Here is a 17556-nt window from a genome sequence, read left to right as displayed (position 1 = left end):
TTTCGATGACTTCCGTTCTGGTTCTCAATGGGCCCAACCTCAATCTGTTGGGCACGCGCCAACCTGAAATCTACGGCGCTACAACGCTGCCGCAGGTCGAACAGATGTGCCGTGATCACGGCGCTGCCAATGGCTGTGACGTCACCTGCGACCAATCCAATCACGAAGGCGCGTTGGTAGATGCAATTCACGCGGCCAAGGGCACGCATGGCGGCATCATCCTGAACGCTGGTGCCTACACGCACACCTCCATCGCGCTGCATGACGCGATCCTCAGCACAGAACTGCCGGTGGTCGAACTGCATCTCAGCAACATCCACGCGCGCGAGGCATTCCGCCACCAAAGCTACATTTCCCCTGTGGCCATTGGTATGATTTGCGGCTTCGGCGTTGCTGGGTATACTCTGGCTCTGGACGCATTGATCGGGCATCTTGGGGGACGCACGTGAAAAGCTATCTGCACAGGTTGTCAAACTGCCAGACCATCGAAGAGTTGTGGGAAGCCCACACGCGCAAGATGGAAGAGTACGGGTTTGACCGGCTGATCTACGGCTTTACGCGCTACCGCTCTGGCACGTCGCTGGGCGATCCCGAAGACTTCATCATCCTGACGAACCACGCCAAGGAATACACCGACACGTTCCTGGGGGAGCAGCACTATGTGCACGCCCCCATGGTCAACTGGGCGCTCAACAACGAGGGTGCTTGCAGTTGGGGTATTCTGCGCCAGATGCAGTCGACCCAAACGCTCACCAGATCCGAACAGCGTGTGCTGGAGTTCAACTTCTCTATGGGCGTGACCGCCGGCTACACGATCAGTTTCAAATCCGTGTCCGCCCGGTCCAAAGGGGCCATCGCTCTGACAGCCCGCGCAGGGACGAGCCAGGAAGACGTCGATGCCATCTGGGCTGAACATGGGCGCGACATTCACCTGATGAACAACGTCGCGCACCTCAAGATCCTCACCCTGCCCTACAGCGCGCCCAACCGGTCCCTGACCAAGCGGCAGCGCGAAGCGTTGGAATGGGTCGGGGACGGCAAAACCATGCAAGATATTGCAGTCCTCATGGGCCTGACATCTGCCACCGTGGAAAAGCATTTGCGCCTTGCACGCGAAGCGCTGGCGGTGGAAACCACGGCACAAGCCGTGCTCAAGGCGGCCTTCGCCAACCAGATGTTTATCCTCGAGGCCTAGCCCATGCCAAAATCCGTGTTGCGGTATCTGAGCCACCCCCAGGTTCAGATCGATCCCGCTGTTGAAATCACCGAATGGTCGCTGAATGACGTCGGGCGCGCACGGATCTACGCGCTCGCGGCTGTCGCATCCAACAGGCTGGCAGGGACAACGGCCATCTACTCCAGCCCGGAACGCAAGGCCCGCGAGGCCGCCGAACCGATTGCCGAAGCCCTTGGCATGCCGGTCCGAATTGCCGATGACAGCTACGAGAATGACCGTTCATCCACCGGCTTCCTGCCCCCGGCTGAATTCGAAAAGACGGCCGATGCTTTCTTTGGAAGACCCGGAGAATCTGTTCGCGGTTGGGAGCGCGCGGTCGATGCTCAGACCCGGATTCTGCGCAGTGTCCAACACGTATTAAGCGAAGCACCGGACGGTGATGTGTTGATCGTCGGACATGGTGCCGTCGGAACGCTGCTTTTTTGTGCAGCCAAGGGGCATCCCATCAGCCGCGACTACGATCAGGGGCCCGGCGGTGGCGGAAATCTTCTCATGTTCGACCGTGAAACACTTGAAATCAATAGTGAATGGCAGTCCCTCGAAGGTCACTTTCGCCTATAAAACAAAGGTGTTCAGGCGCACCTCTACTCCGTTTCACGTGTCCGATCCGAAACAAAAATGCAACAAACCCTACGTCATTAGAAACATTTGACTGTCGGGTAAGGAATCCCCCACTTTGCCATTCCCGACTAAATTTGGCATTGTGGCCAAGTTCCGTGAGTGGTGGCTTTAGCCAGGGAACAGCGGGGCGGACCCCTCGCGATATCGGGGGCTCTTCGTTTCGACCGGTTATCCGGAACCGACTCGCCTGCTTATTGATCGGCAGGTGGGTCGGATTTGTAGCGTCCACGTGTCTCATCCCCGTGGCCAAGGACGCCGACAAAAGGGCGGGATTGCGACCCCAAACGCAGTCCCGCCCACCTTGTTTCTCTAGTCTGCAAACCGATCCGTAGCCGCGCGTATGGCCGCTGACATTTCTGCATCCAGTGCGGAATGGGTTGTGCCGCCCAGTATTTGCAGGGTGGACGCGGGCCATGCCTGCGCCAGCTCCCACGCACCGCGCAAAGGACACGATGGATCAAATCGGCTGTGGATCATGGCACACGGGATATGGGCCATGCGACCGATGTTCTTGCGCAGAATGTCATCGGGCAACCATGCCCGATGGGCAAAATAGTGCGTAACGATTCGCGCAAAGCCAAGGCGGAACGCCGGATCCGCATAGCGCGACGCCGGATCATGAATATCTCCGCCAAAGATCGCAGTTTCCCACTGACACCACGAATCAGCCGCTGGTTGTGCCCGTTCGGGGTCCCGCACCCTCTCCGCATATGCAGAAATCCTCTGCGGGGTCGCAAGCGCATCATCCGGGATCTCGGGAACATGCGCACAGAACGCAGCATAGGCTTCCGGAAACATGGCCCCCACATCGCTGTAGAGCCATCGCAGATCGCGCGCCGACGTTGTGGCTACACCGGCCAGCACCATCCCTCGCACGCGCGCCGGGTGCGCCTGCGCGTAAGCCATCGCCAGCGTCGTTCCTCACGACCCGCCAAACAGCAGCCACGCCTCAACACCCAGATGCGCCCGCAACGCCTCGATGTCTGCGATCAGATGCGCGGTCGTATTCGCCTCCAAGGCTTCCAGCGTCTCGGATGCCAACGGCTCTGACCGCCCGCATCCCCGCTGATCAAGCAAGGTCACCCGGTAGCGGGTCAGATCAAACAGATCATAATGCCCCGGCCTGCATCCAGACCCTGGCCCGCCATGCAGCACCAGCGCATCCACGCCCTGCCCCGCCTGCTCAAACCACAGGCGGTGTCCATCGCCCACATCCAGAAACATCGCAGCCCTCCAACGCAAAACGGCGCGCCCTCATGGACGCGCCGTTTCGAACTCAATGCAAGGAGAAGCTTAGCCTTGAGCGGCCTTGGCCACCTCGGCTGCAAAGTCTTCCTTCTCGACCTCGATGCCCTCACCCACTTCCAGACGGGCAAAACCGGTGATGGTTGCCCCGGCTTCGGTGGCTGCGGCCTCAACCGTCAGGTCAGGGTTCACCACGAAGGACTGGTTCAGCAACGTCGCCTCGGCGACGAACTTCTTCATGCGGCCCACGATCATCTTTTCGATGACCTGCTCGGGCTTGCCGCTTTCGCGGGCGATGTCCATCTGGACCTGCTTTTCCTTCTCGACCACGGCGGGGTCCATGTCAGCCTCGGACAGCGCGGCAGGATTCACAGCAGCGATGTGCATCGCAACCTGCTTGCCAAACGCCTCGTCACCGCCATCCATGGCGACCAGAACGCCGATCTTGCCCATGCCCGCCGTGGCGGCGTTGTGGACATACGACACAACAGTGCCGCCGGAGATCTTTGCCATGCGACGCACAGACATGTTCTCGCCAATGGTCGCGATCTTGTCTGTCACAACGTCAGCCACGGACTTGCCGCCCATGTCAGCAGCCACCAGCGCGTCCACATCATCAACGCCCAGAGCGGCGGTGGCGATACCCGACACCATTTCCTGGAACTCAGCGTTCTTGCCAACAAAGTCGGTTTCCGAGTTCACCTCGACCGCAACGCCGGTACCACCGTCAACGACGACGGCGACCAGACCTTCGGCAGCCGTACGGCCAGACTTCTTGGCCGCTTTCGCCAGACCCTTGGTGCGCAGCCAGTCCACGGCGGCTTCCATGTCGCCACCGGTCTCGGTCAGCGCCTTTTTCGCGTCCATCATGCCTGCGCCGGTGCTGTCGCGCAGTTCTTTCACCAATGCTGCTGTGATTGCCATCTCTCGGCTCTCCTCAAATAGGTGTGTGCTGCGGCAGGGCTTAGCCTGCCGCATATGTCAGTTCCGTGACGCTTCAGCTCTCGGCAGGCGCTTCGGCTGCGGCTTCCTCGACGGGCGCCTCTTCGGCCACAGCTTCCTCGACCGGTGCTTCTTCCATCGCACCCAGGTCAACGCCAGCCGCACCCAGTTGGGCGCTCATACCGTCCAGAGCCGCGCGGGATGCCAGATCGCAGTAGAGCGCGATGGCACGGGCCGCGTCGTCGTTGCCGGGAATGATGTAGTCCACACCATCGGGCGAGCAGTTGGTATCGACCACAGCCACAACCGGAATGCCCAGTTTGTTGGCTTCTGCGACGGCCAATGCCTCTTTCTTGACGTCGATGACGAACAGCAGGTCGGGACGACCGCCCATCTCGCGGATACCGCCAAGCGAGGCTTGCAGCTTGCCCTGGTCACGTTCCATGCCCAGACGCTCTTTCTTCGTCAAACCTTCAAAGCCGGTCTCGGCCTGCTCGTCGATCGACTTCAGACGGTTGATCGACTGCGACACGGTCTGCCAGTTGGTCAGCGTGCCACCCAGCCAGCGATGGTTCATGTAGTATTGCGCGCATTTCTCAGCTGCTTCGGCCACGGGGCCGGAGGCTTGACGCTTGGTACCCACAAACAGAACGCGGCCGCCCTTGGCGACGGTGTCGCGGATCGCTTGCAGAGCCTGGTCCAGCATGGGAACGGTCTGCGTCAGGTCCATGATGTGGATGCCATTCCGCGAGCCGTAGATGAACGGCGACATGCGCGGGTTCCAACGCTGTGTCTGGTGACCAAAGTGAACGCCTGCTTCCAGCAGCTGGCGCATGGTGAACTCGGGAAGAGCCATGTGCTTTATCCTTTTTCCGGTTTTCGCCTTGCCCGGGGTATCAACGCGGATGCGTCAACCGGTGGACATCTGGGGATGTCTCCCCCATCTGCCCGCCCCGAACTGCGGATTGATGCGCGGGCCTTACGGCAGCCGCCCCCAATTGACAAGCCCCAAATGCCCCACCAACCGCAACTCCCATTCTTCTGGCTGAAAATACTTCGGGGAGTCCGCAGGACGGGGCAGAGCCCCCTAAAACATGTCGTCGCGCGTCCGCGCGGCCTTTGGCTAAGTGACAGTGCTTTCTGTAACGCCCTGTTCATCCGAGGCAAGCCGGTGACTGTCCCGCACAACCGCCTCCGCCGCCGCCGCCAGCGCCTTGCGATCCGCCACATCCGACACCGCAATCGCCGGATGATAGATCACCTCGACATGACCGTGGCGCGGCAACGCAAGCGTGGCCAACAGATGCGTGCCAAATTCCATATCTCCCCACCACCCATAAGTCCGCGCGTCGCGCCCCCGTGGCGCGTGATAGACAACGGTGACGGGTTGCACAGCCACGCGCGGGCGCAGGTCATCGGCAAAGAAAGACGCAAAAAGCGTCGTCTTGAATGGCAAGACACGCTGCCCATCGGTGCTGGTACCCTCGGGAAAAAACAGCAGCCGCTGACCGGCCAGCAAACGCTCCTGAAACAGCTCCGTCTGCGCTTTGGCCTCCCGCCGATCGCGGGCGATGAACAGCGTGCCCGTCGCGCGTGCCAATGTCCCGATCCCGGGCCAACCTGCCACTTCGGACTTCGACACGAAATAGATGCGGTCAGCCGCGTTCAGCACAAAAATATCCAGCCAGGACGAATGGTTCGCCACAATCGCCCCCTGCCCCTTCATCGGCTTGCCACTGCGACGATAGGCCAACCCAAGCCAGAACAGGGACAGGCGGCACACGACCTGCGTGATCCAGGGCGTCCACGGGCGATGCAGACCAAACAAGGGGCGCTCAATCAGCCTCAGCGGCAGCAAAATCGCAAGGCCCGCCAGAATGATCAACAGAATGCCCAGGCCCCGCCAAACCACGCGCAGGACCGCAAGCGGCCCCAGCTTGATATGCGCGGGCGGCGGCGCACCGTCCCATGTAATACTCATGCCTGCGCCCCGTAGATGCGTTTCTGTCGCTCCGACATCGCGGCCGTGTCCATGATCAGGCAAACATCAGTGGTGTTAAAGCCATGATCCACAAACGCCCCTTCCCCCACAACGCCGCCCAGACGCAGGTAGGCCTTGATCAGCGCGGGCACCTCCAGCATGGCAGCCCGCCTGTCGATCTCGGCTTCGGACAGCAGGTTCATGGAAACGGCATGGGGCGGACGGGCCCGTACGCGCAGGTGCTCCGGCGCGAGATGCCGGTGATGCAGTAACGACAAGGGTTGCGCCAGACGCCCCGTGTCGGTGCCATGAAAGGACGCAACACCAAACAGAATCTCGATCCCGTGCCGGTCGATATAGTCCGCCAAACCGTTCCAAAGATGGAACATCGCAGGCCCGCCGCGATAATCCGCATGCACACAGGACCGCCCCAACTCCAACAGGCGGCGCCCCGTGGCGCGCAGGGGCGCCAGATCATACTCATCCTCGGAATAGAACTGCCCGGCCGCCTCGGCCTGTTCGGGACGCAGCATCCGGTAGACGGCCACCACTTGCCCCACGGCATCGTCATGCAACAGAAGGTGGTCAAAGAACGGATCAAACCGGTCCCGCTCCAGCCCGGCCTCATGGTCAACCAGCGGCCCACCCCCACCCAGCTCGCGCACAAACACATCATAGCGCAGGCGCTGCGCGTCCTGCAGATCTGCGTCAGTGTCGGCGAGTGCTATGCGGAATTCAGGCGCGTGGGTCAGGGTCATCGCAGGCCGTTTAGCGAGATCATTTGAAATTGGATAGGCATTCCAATGCAGATGCGACCACAGGTTGCAACACGTTAACAATTCAGAAAGGATGTTCAGGCATCAAACACCGGGATCAGTGCAACCCGCGTCCCATCGATCACCACCTTGCCCTCATTGGGAAAATTCACGGTGACTTTGCCCGCGATGTTGCTTTGAACCTGACCTGTTCCCCAGTCTTCATGCTGCGGGTGACGCACCAACATACCGGGGGCCAGAATGGCGTTCAGATCTTCCATGACAGGGCCTTCCCATATTCTGAACTGGGGGGCCGCTGATGGGCCAAAGTAACATCAACCTGGCCGCTCTCATCGGCAGCAGGATCTGCCACGATCTCATATCCCCGATTGGGGCGATCAACAATGGCCTTGAACTGCTGGGGATGTCCGACGCGCGCGAGGGGCCGGAGCTCGACCTGATCTCGGAAAGTGTTGGCAATGCCAGCGCCCGCATCCGGTTCTTCCGTATCGCCTATGGCGCTGCCAGTGATCAATCCCTGGGGCGCGCGGAAGTGGTGTCGATCCTGTCTGACAGCATGCGGGGCGAGCGGCTCAAGGTCGTTTATGGCCCGCTTGATGCGCAACCCCGCTGGGCTGTCCGCATGGCCTTTCTCGCGGTGCAATGCCTGGAAACCAGCCTGCCCTATGGCGGTCGGATCGAAATGGCCCACGCCAATGGCACCTGGGACATCTCGGGGCATTCGGCCAAGCAAAGCGTGGATGCTGGCCTCTGGGGCCTGCTGGAGGGGAATGAGGTGGACGAACTTGCCCCGGCCCACGTTCAGTTTGCGCTCCTGCATGAAGTTGCAAAAGATGCAAACCGCCCCCTCAGCACCGATATCGCACCCGACAGGCTGTCGATCCGGTTCTGACCGCTATGCCCGTACGGTGCCGTCGCCGCGCACCAGGTATTTGAAACTGGTCAGCTGCGCAGCACCCACCGGACCGCGCGCGTGCATCTTGCCAGTGGCAATCCCGATCTCTGCGCCCATCCCGAACTCGCCACCATCGGCAAACTGGGTGGAGGCGTTGTGCATCAGGATCGCGCTGTCCAGTTGTTCAAAGAACTGGGCCGCAGCGCCCGCATCCTCGGTCAGGATGCAATCGGTGTGGTTTGACCCATAGGTCCGGATGTGATCGATAGCCGCGTCGATATCAGCCACAATGCGCGCTGCAATATCCATGTCCAGATACTCCTTGCCCCAGTCCGCGTCGGACGCGGCCAGTACGCCCTCGATGGTCTGAAGTCCGACGTCGGCATGCACCCGGACGCCCGCGTCCATCAGCGCCTTCACCACACCTTGCCCGATGGTCGGCGCAATATCCGCGTGTATCAGCAGGCATTCGGCCGCACCGCAAATCCCGGTGCGCCGCGTCTTGGCGTTCAGGACAACCTTCAGCACCTTTTCGGGGTCGGCATCCTTGTCGACATAGATGTGCACGATGCCCTCAAGATGGGCAAAGACGGGGACACGCGCCTCGCGCTGGACAAGGCCAACCAATCCCTTGCCGCCACGGGGCACAATCACGTCAATGGTGTCCGTCATGATCAGCATTTCACTGACCGCGGCCCGGTCGCGGGTCGGCACCAGTTGAATGGCATCTTCGGGCAGGTTGGCATCGCGCAGACCCGCCTGCAACGCCGCATGAATCGCGGCGGAGGAATGGAAACTCTCGCTGCCGCCCCGCAAGATCACCGCATTGCCCGCCTTCAAGCAAAGGGCCCCGGCATCCGCCGTCACGTTGGGGCGGCTTTCATAGATCACGCCGACAACGCCCAGAGGCGTGCGCACACGCTGGATGTTGAGCCCGGTGGGTTGCGTCCACTCGGCCAGGACCTCACCAACCGGGTCAGCCTGCTCCGCCACAGCCCGCAAACCGTCCACGATGCCCCGAATACGCTCTTCATCAAGGCGCAAACGATCCATCATGGCGTCGCTCAGGCCCTTGTCGCGGCCAAAGGTCATATCCTTTTCATTGGCCACGATGATGGCGTCACGGCTGTTCCAGACATGGTCAGCCGCGGCGATCAGGGCCGCATGTTTGCGTTCCGCACTCGCAAAGGCAAGCGTGGCGGCGGCAGCCTTGGCCCGCGCGCCGATATCGGCCATCAACGTGGGAATGTCAGCGAAGTCTTTCATTGTGTCGCGTCCTTTGCAGGCGGTACACCGAAGGATTTCCATGCCTCCGGCGGTGGTATTTATAGTCAGAAGAAGATCACAGCGCCATATCATCCCTGTGGATCAGCGCAGCGCGGCCCGGGTAGCCCAACAGCGCTTCGATCTCCGCGCTTTTGTGGCCCTTGATCTTTTGTGCCTCATCCGCGGTGTAGCGGCTCAGACCCAAACCCAATTGCCGTCCATCAGGTCCGGAGATCGAGACCGGGTCGCCCCGCCCAAATGCACCGCTAACGGCGTGAACACCAGCAGGCAAAAGGCTGTTTCCATTGAACAAAGCCTGTGCCGCTCCTGCGTCGAGCGTTACAGAACCTAACGGTTTCATGGCTGCGATCCAGCGCTTACGGGCAGCTTGCGGATCCAGCGTCGCCGTGAACCACGTCGCGTTTGCCCCGTTTTCCAAAGCTGTCAGCGGCCGAAGCGCCGCGCCATGACAGATGGCCATCCGGCACCCGGCTGCGGTCGCCGTTTTCGCGGCCATCAGCTTTGTCTTCATCCCGCCCTTGGACAATCCAGATCCCGCATCGCCCGCTTGTGCCTCAATCTCCGGTGTGATCCGGTCGATTGTTGTGTAGCGTTGCGCACCGGGGTCCACGGCGGGGTTCGCAGAATAAAAACCATCCACATCCGACAGCAACACGAGCGTGTCAGCCCCAATCGTTGCGGCGATCTGCGCGGCCAGCCGGTCATTGTCGCCAAAGCGGATTTCATCGGTGGCAATGGTGTCATTCTCATTGACGATGGGCACCACGCCCAGACCCACCAGCTGTTCCAGCGTCGCGCGTGAGTTCAGGTAACGTCGCCGGTCGCGGCTGTCCTCCAGCGTCATCAGCACTTGTGCTGTCGTGATGTCGTGGGGGGCCAGCGCCTCTTCATAGGCGCGCGCGAGACGGATCTGCCCGACAGCTGCGGCGGCCTGCGATTGTTCCAATGCCAGATCGGTCAACGGCAATCGCAAAACACCGCGCCCTAGTGCGATGGAGCCCGAAGATACGAGCACTACCTGCACCCCCTGCCCTTTGAGCCACGCCACATCGCGTGCAAGGGCGGCCAGCCAATCCGTGCGCAACGCACCCGTGGTCCGGTCGACCAGCAGGGCCGACCCGATCTTGACCACAAGCCGCTTGGCCGTGGTCAAGGACGCCATGGTTCCGCCTCTTCCTGGGGTTTGTGACGCAAACGGTCATCGTCAATCTGACCGCGCAAGGCGCGCAGAACATCCGTCACGCCTTCGCGTGCGACACTGGACATCAGCATAACCGGGCCGCCTGATGCCGCCTCCAAAGCGGCGCGTGCCTCGTCCCTTTGGTCCTCGTCCAGCGCGTCGATCTTGTTCAGGACGGTGATACGCGGCTTGTCGGCCAGATCACCGCCATAGGCTTCAAGCTCACCGATGATGGTCGCGTAGTCTTCGGCAACCGTTTCCGATGTGCCGTCGATCAGATGCAGCAACACGGCGCAGCGTTCCACATGGCCCAGGAACAGATCACCCAGGCCGCGTCCCTCGCTGGCGCCTTCAATCAGGCCGGGAATGTCGGCGACCACGAATTCGGTGTTGTCCACGCCCACAACGCCAAGGTTCGGGTGCAGCGTGGTAAAGGGATAGTCCGCAATCTTGGGCCGCGCATTGGACGTGGTGGCAAGAAAGGTGGACTTGCCCGCATTGGGCAAGCCCAGCAGGCCCACATCGGCAATCAGCTTCAGGCGCAACCATAGGGTGCGCTCTACCCCGTCCTGCCCCGGATTGGCGCGGCGTGGCGCCTGGTTGGTGGCGGATTTGAAGTGCAGGTTGCCCCAGCCGCCATTGCCGCCACGGGCGAGTTCGACCGTGTCGCCCACGTCCACGAGGTCAGCAATGACTGTCTCTTGATCCTCGTCCAATATCTCTGTCCCCGCCGGGACACGCAGGACAATGTCATCGCCATCCTTGCCCGTGCGCTGCCGCCCCATACCGGGCTGGCCGTTCTTGGCAAAGAAGTGTTGCTGGTAGCGAAAATCGATCAGCGTGTTCAGGCCGTCGACCGCCTCGGCAATAACCGAGCCGCCCGTGCCGCCGTCACCGCCGTCGGGACCACCGTATTCGATGTATTTTTCGCGCCGAAACGAGATGCACCCGTTCCCGCCTGCACCCGAGCGGATGTAGACCTTGGCCAGATCAAGAAACTTCATGGGGTGGGCTTAGTCCAGATTGGAGTGGATTGGAACGGGGATCGGCCGCGGAACCGGGGGAAAAGCCCGTCGCCATTGTGCTTGAACCAATGGCGCACAATGGCGACCCCCGGGATTTTTTTCAAACAGGGAAGTTGAAGAGCGACTAAAGCTTGCGGCTGTACGTCCAGGTTGGCACCGTGGCGTCCCGCGCGACCGAGAAGCTTTCTGCATCGCCCAGATATTCGAACCCGCAATGGGTCAGCACGCGGGCCGAGGCCGGGTTGTCCTGAAAGACACTCGCGAACATGGTGTCGTTGCCCATCGGGTTTGCCTCGACCAGTGCCTGCACGGCGTCGGACGCGAGCCCCGTGTTCCAGAACGGCGGCGCAACCCAATAGCCCACTTCGGACTGGTTGCGGTCCATGCGTGTGAGGGAGATCAGGCCCATCACCTCTGTCCCGCCAGCCTTGTGACCATCCATCGCCCATACGTCTTCGTCGCGTTCATCGGTCATTGCGCGCGCGACAAACGCCTCGGTCGATCCGGGTGGCATGGGATGTGGAATAGATGCCGTCATGTATGCCACGCGCTTGTCGCTGGCATACATGTCGATCAGGCCCATGTCGGATTTGCGCAAGGGCCGCAGCACAAAGCGCTCGGTCTCGATCACATCCTGGGTCACGATTTTCTCCATTTCCATCGTCATGTCCCTCCTCCGAACAAAACAAACAGGACCGATGCGACGGTCAGCGCCGCAAGGCTATACATCAGATAAGGTTCCGCCGGCGTCCCTGCGAGGGTGCGCGCAATGCGATCACCGGCAAGTGTCCAAAGCGGATGCAAAACCATCTGTGTGGCCAGCAGTATCCCGCCAATGGTTGCGGTTGCGATAACGGGATCGGTGCCCGGGGCGACAAAGCCCGTAAAGCCCGCAACGATCATCGCCCACGCCTTGGGGTTCAGCGGGTGCACGATCAACCCCGCCAGAAAGCCCGGCGCCTTGGGTGCGTGATCGGACGGGCCAAGCCGCAGTTGCGACACCTTCCACGCCAGCCAGATGATATAGGCCGCAGAGATCCATTTGAGCGTCTCGAATACCCAAGGCGCCTGCTCTGCCAGCTCCATCAGACCAAAGCCCACGGGCCAGATGATGAACTGCTTGCCAAGCGCAACGCCCGCAACGAATGGCAGCGCCGCAGTGAACCCATAGCGCGCACCGGTTGCCAAAAGCGCCATGTTGGCAGGCCCCGGCGTGCCGACCTGGCTGGCCGCGAACACGGCAAAGGATGTGGCCGCGACGCTCATGTCAACCGCGCCAGATCGCGATCAAGCAGGCCCATGATCAGATCATCATGCCATTCCGCGTCGATAAAGGCCGATTCCCGTTCCTGCCCCTCGACCACGAAGCCAACCTTCTTGTAGGCGGCAATCGCGCGTTCGTTAAATGTCAGCACCCGGCAGCCAAGCCGGTGCAGGCCCATCGTGTCAAAGGCATGGGCCGCCAGCACCTGCATGGCTTCGGTGCCATAGCCGTGACCCAAAGCGTTCTGATCCAGAATACCGATACCGATTAACGCACGCTTGTCCGCAAAGTTGATCGGGTGAAGCCGGAGCGAGCCGAGCATCACGCCACCGGCCTCGATGATCCAGGCATGGCTGTCATCGGCAACGGTCTTCACCCAAGCCTCTGCCGCGTCGCGGGTGATATCGCGCACCTGACCGGGATCGCCTCCGAACATCTTGACGATGTCCGGCGTGTTCCCAAGGGCAAAACGGGCGTCCACGTCACTCGGCACCGCATCGCGCAACGTCACGCGCGGGCCATGCAAGACGGGTTTGGACATCGTGTTCATATCTGTGCCTCCCATGCGGAGTGGGTCAGAACCATCTTCTGCAGAACATGACAGTCACCCGTCGCCGGGCACCGCGCCTGTTCCTGCGAGGTCCTGACAAAGCCGAGCTTTTCCAACACGTGCCGCGACGGCCGGTTTTCCGTGAAGTGACCGCTGATCAAATCCTCGGTGCTGCGGCTGAAATGGCGCGCGACCATCGCGCGGCAGGCCTCGGACGCATAGCCGCGGCCCCAGTGGTTCTTGCCCAGCCAATAGCCAAGCTGCCCCTCCGTGCCGATACACCCGACCACTTGCCTGCCAACGCACACAACGAATGTGTTTCCATTCCCGTTCTGCACGGCAGAGATAAACTCATACGCATCCGACAGCCCGTAAGGATGCGGGGCCCGGGTCAACCAGCGCGACACATCCAGATCCCCCACAAGCGACGCAATCGCTGCCGCATCGGCCATCTCGGGGCGGCGCAGGGTCAGGCGATCGGTTGTGATTATCTCTTTCATGTGACTGTCCTCGCTGCTTGCGGGGCGCGGGCGGAAACGAAAAAGGGACCGGCGTTTCCGCCGATCCCCTGAATTTCGAAAAACCCTGTGTGGTTCGGCTTATTCAGCAGCCTCCGCGACCGGAAGCACCGAAATAAATGTACGACCTTTCAGACCCTTGTGGAATGTGACCGAACCTTCTTCGGTCGCAAAGATCGTGTGGTCCTTGCCCATGCCAACACCCTGGCCCGGCCAGAACTTCGTGCCGCGCTGACGGACAATGATGTTGCCGGGGATGGCCGCCTGGCCACCATAGAGTTTCACGCCAAGACGGCGGCCCGCGGAGTCGCGACCGTTACGGGATGAACCGCCTGCTTTTTTATGTGCCATGCGTCTCTCTCCTTAGCCTTTGGCCAGTTCTTTGGCCTGGTCGATCCAGCCTTCGCGCTCGATCCGGCCTTTGAACGACAGTTTCTCGTCCATAGCAGCAACGTCCTCTTCGGTCCATGCTGCAATCTGCGCGAACGTGGTCACACCAGCGTCGTGCAGTTTCTTCTCAAGCGCGGGGCCCACACCGGACAGTTGCTTCAGATCGTCGCCAGCTGCGTCCGCTTTGGGGGCGGCTTTCTTGGCTTCTTTCTTTGGCTCTGCCTTAGCTTCGGCTTTCGGTGCCTCGGCTTTCTTGGCGGGCTTTGCGGCAACAGGTGCTGCGGCAACGCCAAAACCTGCGCCATTCTCGGCCGCCATCACGCCCGACTTGTCCGCGCCCGAGGCAAGGATGTCGGTGATCTTGACCAGCGTCAGTTGCTGACGGTGACCCTTGGTGCGCTTCGACGAGTGCTTGCGACGACGTTTGACGAAGTTGATCGTCTTGGGGCCCTTGATCTGTTCGATGACTTCGGCCTGCACGCCTGCGCCTGCAACAACGGGCGAACCAACGACGGGGCTGTCACCACCGACCATCAGAACTTCGTTGAATTGAACCTTGTCACCTGCATTTGCGGCCAGCTTTTCAACGCGGAGCGTGTCGCCCGATTGAACCTTGTACTGCTTGCCGCCGGTTTTCATAACCGCGAACATTGCGTTCTTCCTTTTGCTACCGCGTCTTGTGGCCCCCGAACCCGGGTGTTTTGGCTGTTGCCGCCTCAGACAGCGCGCCCCTTCGGACGATATCCATAAAACCCCGGCCACATAAAGATGACCGGAGTGCGCGCTTATTGAAGCATTCACGCAGCAAGTCAATAGCCTGTCGCGCGCGCCTGCGAAAAACCCCGCCGATGAACTTATCGGCAGCGCATCGCCGCCCAAGTGCTCTTCAGGTCGGCGGAACTTCTATCAGGGGTTGAAATACTGTACCTTAACGATTGGGTAATCACAGGAGTTGGCGGCCACATGCCCCTTTACACGCTGCGATGGGTGTACCAGCTGAATGATTTTGACACCACGGGGGGCAATATCACGCCCCCAAATGAACAAGGCGCGCGTGCCGCAGGCTCCGCGCCGTTCAACATTCGCCTCGATCCGGCAGCTCAGCCAATCCAGATCGTGATTGATGACGACGATGCCGACTTTAACGAGGCGCCGACAGACACTAATCAGGTTCTCGCAAACGATGTGACCATTGACGGGGTGACGTACCCAGCGGGCTCACTCGTCACGATCAATTACGTGCTGACAGACGACAACGGGTTCGAAGGGTTCTCCATCACGATCGGTCAGAACAACAACGGCAACAACACGACGACGGCGTTCATTTCCAACCAGCCCATGGTGCCGGGTCAGCAATACATCTTCACCCAAGAGGACAATATCGGCCGAAACCCGCGGCCGTATTCCGAATTCGTTTGCTTCACTGCGGGAACACGCATCAGGGTGCCGGGCGGCACGTCCTTTGTCGAAGATCTGAAGCCGGGCGATCTTGTGACGACGATGGATTTCGGACCACAGCCCATACGCTGGGTCGGCAGCCGGACGGTGCCGGGTATCGGCGCGCGCGCGCCGGTGACAATTGCGGCAGGCACGCTTGGCGCGCGCCGGGATCTGACCGTCTCGCCCAACCACAGAATTCTGATAGACGACCCGGCCACCGAACTCATGACCGGAGAACCAAGCCTTCTGGTGGCGGCCAAGCATCTCGTGAACGGCCAAACAATCCGCACGACGCCGCGCGGCTTTGTCACCTATGTCCACATCATGTTTGACGCCCATCAGGTCATTTGGGCAAACGGATGCGCGTCAGAAAGCTTCTATCTGGGCGAATACGCACAACGCACATTGGATACGGATCAGGCGCGGGAACTTCTGGCACTGTTTCCGGAACTTGCGCCAGATACGGGCTGGAACGCCGACATGGCCTATCCCGTCGCCACCTCGCACGAGGGGCGTGTGCTTGCTACCTATATCTGAAGTACCAGCCTGAGGCGGGAATGGATCATAGCTCGTTCTGCGGCACCAAACGACCTGCCGCCTGCCCCAGCGCGAAAGACAGCGTGGTATAGCTTTGACCAAAGGCCAAAAACAGCGCGTCATCGACGGCGTTGCCCACCTCCGTTTCCCAGAAGGACGTATAGATCGCGATGTCATCGGCACTCAGCGCGGACTGGACCAGCGCGTTGTAGCCGCGCAGCCAGCTTTCGGTGTCGACCAAGATGCGCGCACGCAGCCCGTCCATATCCGGCACGTCGCCTGCCTGCCCTGACGCCTCGGCCAGCCCATCGAGAAACGCGGCCTGCGCCGCCACCGCCACATCCGCATTCCGGTCGATCAGGCCACGCGCACTCAGATACGCGGTGACCGCCTCGCCCGACGTCGATGGGGCCGCCTTGGCTGCCGCCTCCACCTGTTCGTCCATAAAGGCCTGGCGCGCCTGAACCTCCAGCGTGATGATCCGCGCGCCCAGTTCGCTTTCAAAGAACAACAGCGCCTGCTCTGCCGTGGCGGCATCCAGCTCTTCGGCCATCACGGACCGCAACTCGCTCTCCATCCGCTGCGGGTCATAGATGCGCTGGACCGTCTCGGCCCAGACGGCACCACCCTGCCCGTTCAGAAATGCCTCGTTAATGGATTGCCCTGCATCGCGACCCTCGGTGACAAAAGCATCGATCAGCGGCGGAATGCCCATGGCGTCAATCAGACGGTCGACGTCCGCCCAAACCGATTGCGCCATCACGCTCAGGCATAGGGACAGGGTCGCAAGGCGCATCTACAGCTCCTGACTCGGCTGCAGCGACTGCATGGCCCGCGCCAGCGCCTCGAACCGGTTCGCCATGATCTCATACTGCACGGCGTTCATCAGGTCGTAGACATTGCGCATCTTCGGATCTTCCAGCGCCTTGGCATAGTCCAGCACCTCCTGGTCCGAGAAGGATTGGTAAGTATAAGCCGCACCGGACAGGGCGCTGGCCGCAAGCTCTTCCTTCAGCACATCCTCGTCGCTGGCCAGCAACTCGCGCAGGTCAGGCTCATCCAACTGCAGTTCGATCACACCAGCCCCGGCAGCGGCCATGAGAAAGCGCACCTGGATCTCCTGGATCGCACGCACGCTCACGCCAGCCGTATCCGACGCCTCATTCATGCGCTTGAGATACTCAAGGCGCGGGCTCTCCAACCGCTCAAGCCCGGCCACGATAGCCTCGCCACTTTCGTGCTTGAGGGTGTCATCCTCTTTCATATGACTGGCATTCTCGGCCACAACCAACCTCTGCCCCAGATCCGTGGCATAGAAATCTGCCGCATGGGTTAGCATGTCGTCATCCAGCGTCTTTTCCAGAATATCGAGGGCCAGATTGTGCATCGTTTCGGTCTTGAACACATCCGTGGTCAGGCGCGTCCATTCGGTTCCGAAATCCTCGGCCTGCAAGCCCAGCATCTGGGGCGCGGATTCGGCAGACAAACGAATGCTCTCCAACGCCACGTCAAATCCCGTGACTTCTAGAAAATCCTGCAACTTGGCGCGGTCGGCGGCCCAGGCCATCACGGGCATGGCCAGGCTCAGCACAAGGGCGGCGCATCCTGCTCTGAGTGCTTGCATGGTGGTCCTCACTTTCAGGTTCTGCTCGGTTTTGCTTATTGCGG

23 protein-coding genes are annotated in these 17556 nt (G+C 61.0%); 5 read left to right on the top strand and 18 right to left on the bottom strand.

Annotated elements, in window-relative coordinates:
* Window positions 1–5: 5 nt before the first annotated feature.
* The 3 genes from aroQ to RA29_RS14080 are packed head-to-tail and all read left to right on the top strand — an operon-like array spanning window position 6 to window position 1798.
* Window positions 6–449 carry a type II 3-dehydroquinate dehydratase gene (gene aroQ / locus RA29_RS14090; RefSeq protein ID WP_039686929.1) on the top strand — a complete coding sequence of 148 codons (444 nt, stop codon included), beginning with the start codon at window positions 6–8 and terminating at the stop codon, window positions 447–449.
* Window positions 446–1195, top strand: a complete 750-nt coding sequence (locus tag RA29_RS14085) for a LuxR family transcriptional regulator (RefSeq protein WP_039686927.1) — start codon at window positions 446–448, stop codon at window positions 1193–1195. Before aroQ ends, RA29_RS14085 begins: the two co-directional genes overlap by 4 nt.
* A 3-nt stretch (window positions 1196–1198) precedes the next feature.
* Window positions 1199–1798 (top strand): histidine phosphatase family protein, encoded by a 600-nt coding sequence (locus RA29_RS14080; protein WP_039686925.1) that lies wholly within the window; start codon window positions 1199–1201, stop codon window positions 1796–1798.
* A 369-nt stretch (window positions 1799–2167) separates the two neighbouring features.
* On the opposite strand, the gene RA29_RS14075 is transcribed toward RA29_RS14080, so the two are convergent.
* The 7 genes from RA29_RS14075 to RA29_RS14050 form a co-directional block, all read right to left on the bottom strand.
* A complete protein-coding gene (locus tag RA29_RS14075; RefSeq protein ID WP_206540148.1) occupies window positions 2168–2764 on the bottom strand; it encodes a hypothetical protein in 597 nt (198 codons plus the stop codon).
* 15 nt (window positions 2765–2779) lie between these two features.
* On the bottom strand, window positions 2780–3082 hold the full coding sequence (locus RA29_RS23410) for an alpha/beta fold hydrolase (protein WP_206540147.1): 303 nt from the start codon (window positions 3080–3082) through the stop codon (window positions 2780–2782).
* 69 nt (window positions 3083–3151) lie between these two features.
* Entirely contained in the window at window positions 3152–4027 is an 876-nt protein-coding gene (gene tsf / locus RA29_RS14070; protein ID WP_039686923.1) for a translation elongation factor Ts, read from the bottom strand.
* Between the two features lie 73 nt (window positions 4028–4100).
* Window positions 4101–4901, bottom strand: coding sequence for a 30S ribosomal protein S2 (gene rpsB, locus RA29_RS14065; RefSeq protein ID WP_039686921.1), 801 nt, complete (start codon window positions 4899–4901; stop codon window positions 4101–4103).
* Window positions 4902–5168: 267 nt separating this feature from the next.
* The gene (locus RA29_RS14060; RefSeq protein ID WP_052249663.1) at window positions 5169–6026 is read right to left on the bottom strand and encodes a lysophospholipid acyltransferase family protein; all 858 of its coding nucleotides are present in this window, start codon (window positions 6024–6026) and stop codon (window positions 5169–5171) included.
* On the bottom strand, window positions 6023–6784 hold the full coding sequence (locus RA29_RS14055; protein ID WP_039686919.1) for a GNAT family N-acyltransferase: 762 nt from the start codon (window positions 6782–6784) through the stop codon (window positions 6023–6025). Before RA29_RS14055 ends, RA29_RS14060 begins: the two co-directional genes overlap by 4 nt.
* Before the next feature lie 95 nt (window positions 6785–6879).
* Window positions 6880–7062 carry a DUF3553 domain-containing protein gene (locus RA29_RS14050; RefSeq protein ID WP_039686917.1) on the bottom strand — a complete coding sequence of 61 codons (183 nt, stop codon included), beginning with the start codon at window positions 7060–7062 and terminating at the stop codon, window positions 6880–6882.
* Between the two features lie 38 nt (window positions 7063–7100).
* Between RA29_RS14050 and RA29_RS14045 the strand changes: the two genes are divergently transcribed.
* On the top strand, window positions 7101–7694 hold the full coding sequence (locus RA29_RS14045) for a histidine phosphotransferase family protein (protein ID WP_039686915.1): 594 nt from the start codon (window positions 7101–7103) through the stop codon (window positions 7692–7694).
* 3 nt (window positions 7695–7697) lie between these two features.
* Here RA29_RS14045 and RA29_RS14040 read toward each other — a convergent pair whose 3' ends face one another.
* The 9 genes from RA29_RS14040 to RA29_RS14000 all read right to left on the bottom strand — a co-directional run bounded on the left by RA29_RS14040 (window position 7698) and on the right by RA29_RS14000 (window position 14562).
* Window positions 7698–8963, bottom strand: a complete 1266-nt coding sequence (locus RA29_RS14040) for a glutamate-5-semialdehyde dehydrogenase (protein ID WP_039687811.1) — start codon at window positions 8961–8963, stop codon at window positions 7698–7700.
* A gap of 76 nt (window positions 8964–9039) precedes the next feature.
* Complete coding sequence (proB, locus tag RA29_RS14035) at window positions 9040–10146, bottom strand: glutamate 5-kinase (protein WP_039686913.1); 1107 nt, start codon at window positions 10144–10146, stop codon at window positions 9040–9042.
* The gene (gene obgE / locus RA29_RS14030) at window positions 10134–11168 is read right to left on the bottom strand and encodes a GTPase ObgE (RefSeq protein ID WP_039686911.1); all 1035 of its coding nucleotides are present in this window, start codon (window positions 11166–11168) and stop codon (window positions 10134–10136) included. Before obgE ends, proB begins: the two co-directional genes overlap by 13 nt.
* Before the next feature lie 145 nt (window positions 11169–11313).
* Window positions 11314–11850: a GNAT family N-acetyltransferase gene (locus tag RA29_RS14025; RefSeq protein ID WP_039687810.1), complete on the bottom strand. Its 537-nt coding sequence runs from the start codon at window positions 11848–11850 to the stop codon at window positions 11314–11316.
* A gap of 2 nt (window positions 11851–11852) precedes the next feature.
* A complete protein-coding gene (locus RA29_RS14020; protein WP_039686909.1) occupies window positions 11853–12455 on the bottom strand; it encodes a LysE family translocator in 603 nt (200 codons plus the stop codon).
* Window positions 12452–13003, bottom strand: coding sequence for a GNAT family protein (locus RA29_RS14015; protein ID WP_039687809.1), 552 nt, complete (start codon window positions 13001–13003; stop codon window positions 12452–12454). The genes RA29_RS14020 and RA29_RS14015 overlap by 4 nt, the downstream gene beginning before the upstream one ends.
* Window positions 13000–13503, bottom strand: coding sequence for a GNAT family N-acetyltransferase (locus RA29_RS14010; RefSeq protein ID WP_052249662.1), 504 nt, complete (start codon window positions 13501–13503; stop codon window positions 13000–13002). Before RA29_RS14010 ends, RA29_RS14015 begins: the two co-directional genes overlap by 4 nt.
* A gap of 99 nt (window positions 13504–13602) precedes the next feature.
* On the bottom strand, window positions 13603–13872 hold the full coding sequence (gene rpmA, locus RA29_RS14005; protein WP_039686907.1) for a 50S ribosomal protein L27: 270 nt from the start codon (window positions 13870–13872) through the stop codon (window positions 13603–13605).
* 12 nt (window positions 13873–13884) lie between these two features.
* Window positions 13885–14562 carry a 50S ribosomal protein L21 gene (locus tag RA29_RS14000; RefSeq protein ID WP_039686905.1) on the bottom strand — a complete coding sequence of 226 codons (678 nt, stop codon included), beginning with the start codon at window positions 14560–14562 and terminating at the stop codon, window positions 13885–13887.
* 312 nt (window positions 14563–14874) lie between these two features.
* Here RA29_RS14000 and RA29_RS21985 point away from each other — a divergent pair, with 312 nt between their 5' ends.
* Complete coding sequence (locus RA29_RS21985; protein ID WP_052249661.1) at window positions 14875–15888, top strand: Hint domain-containing protein; 1014 nt, start codon at window positions 14875–14877, stop codon at window positions 15886–15888.
* Between the two features lie 25 nt (window positions 15889–15913).
* On the opposite strand, the gene RA29_RS13990 is transcribed toward RA29_RS21985, so the two are convergent.
* Window positions 15914–16684 carry a DUF2059 domain-containing protein gene (locus RA29_RS13990; protein WP_082029541.1) on the bottom strand — a complete coding sequence of 257 codons (771 nt, stop codon included), beginning with the start codon at window positions 16682–16684 and terminating at the stop codon, window positions 15914–15916.
* Window positions 16685–17512: a DUF2059 domain-containing protein gene (locus RA29_RS13985; RefSeq protein WP_039687806.1), complete on the bottom strand. Its 828-nt coding sequence runs from the start codon at window positions 17510–17512 to the stop codon at window positions 16685–16687.
* Window positions 17513–17556 lie beyond the last annotated feature (44 nt).

The sequence above is a fragment of the Tateyamaria sp. ANG-S1 genome (assembly GCF_000814025.1).
In the GTDB taxonomy this organism is placed as follows: Bacteria; Pseudomonadota; Alphaproteobacteria; order Rhodobacterales; family Rhodobacteraceae; genus Tateyamaria.
This window is presented reverse-complemented; position numbering and strand designations above follow the sequence as displayed.

Bases quoted from the DNA above. Each gene is read 5' to 3' on its own strand.
- aroQ (WP_039686929.1), top strand. From the start codon at position 6: ATGACTTCCGTTCTGGTTCTCAATGGGCCCAACCTCAATCTGTTGGGC.
- RA29_RS14080 (WP_039686925.1), top strand. From the start codon at position 1,199: ATGCCAAAATCCGTGTTGCGGTATCTGAGCCACCCCCAGGTTCAGATC.
- RA29_RS14075 (WP_206540148.1), bottom strand. From the start codon at position 2,764: ATGGCTTACGCGCAGGCGCACCCGGCGCGCGTGCGAGGGATGGTGCTG.
- RA29_RS23410 (WP_206540147.1), bottom strand. From the start codon at position 3,082: ATGTTTCTGGATGTGGGCGATGGACACCGCCTGTGGTTTGAGCAGGCG.
- tsf (WP_039686923.1), bottom strand. From the start codon at position 4,027: ATGGCAATCACAGCAGCATTGGTGAAAGAACTGCGCGACAGCACCGGC.
- rpsB (WP_039686921.1), bottom strand. From the start codon at position 4,901: ATGGCTCTTCCCGAGTTCACCATGCGCCAGCTGCTGGAAGCAGGCGTT.
- RA29_RS14060 (WP_052249663.1), bottom strand. From the start codon at position 6,026: ATGAGTATTACATGGGACGGTGCGCCGCCGCCCGCGCATATCAAGCTG.
- RA29_RS14055 (WP_039686919.1), bottom strand. From the start codon at position 6,784: ATGACCCTGACCCACGCGCCTGAATTCCGCATAGCACTCGCCGACACT.
- RA29_RS14050 (WP_039686917.1), bottom strand. From the start codon at position 7,062: ATGGAAGATCTGAACGCCATTCTGGCCCCCGGTATGTTGGTGCGTCAC.
- RA29_RS14045 (WP_039686915.1), top strand. From the start codon at position 7,101: ATGGGCCAAAGTAACATCAACCTGGCCGCTCTCATCGGCAGCAGGATC.
- RA29_RS14040 (WP_039687811.1), bottom strand. From the start codon at position 8,963: ATGAAAGACTTCGCTGACATTCCCACGTTGATGGCCGATATCGGCGCG.
- proB (WP_039686913.1), bottom strand. From the start codon at position 10,146: ATGGCGTCCTTGACCACGGCCAAGCGGCTTGTGGTCAAGATCGGGTCG.
- obgE (WP_039686911.1), bottom strand. From the start codon at position 11,168: ATGAAGTTTCTTGATCTGGCCAAGGTCTACATCCGCTCGGGTGCAGGC.
- RA29_RS14025 (WP_039687810.1), bottom strand. From the start codon at position 11,850: ATGGAAATGGAGAAAATCGTGACCCAGGATGTGATCGAGACCGAGCGC.
- RA29_RS14020 (WP_039686909.1), bottom strand. From the start codon at position 12,455: ATGAGCGTCGCGGCCACATCCTTTGCCGTGTTCGCGGCCAGCCAGGTC.
- RA29_RS14015 (WP_039687809.1), bottom strand. From the start codon at position 13,003: ATGAACACGATGTCCAAACCCGTCTTGCATGGCCCGCGCGTGACGTTG.
- RA29_RS14010 (WP_052249662.1), bottom strand. From the start codon at position 13,503: ATGAAAGAGATAATCACAACCGATCGCCTGACCCTGCGCCGCCCCGAG.
- rpmA (WP_039686907.1), bottom strand. From the start codon at position 13,872: ATGGCACATAAAAAAGCAGGCGGTTCATCCCGTAACGGTCGCGACTCC.
- RA29_RS14000 (WP_039686905.1), bottom strand. From the start codon at position 14,562: ATGTTCGCGGTTATGAAAACCGGCGGCAAGCAGTACAAGGTTCAATCG.
- RA29_RS21985 (WP_052249661.1), top strand. From the start codon at position 14,875: ATGCCCCTTTACACGCTGCGATGGGTGTACCAGCTGAATGATTTTGAC.
- RA29_RS13990 (WP_082029541.1), bottom strand. From the start codon at position 16,684: ATGCGCCTTGCGACCCTGTCCCTATGCCTGAGCGTGATGGCGCAATCG.
- RA29_RS13985 (WP_039687806.1), bottom strand. From the start codon at position 17,512: ATGCAAGCACTCAGAGCAGGATGCGCCGCCCTTGTGCTGAGCCTGGCC.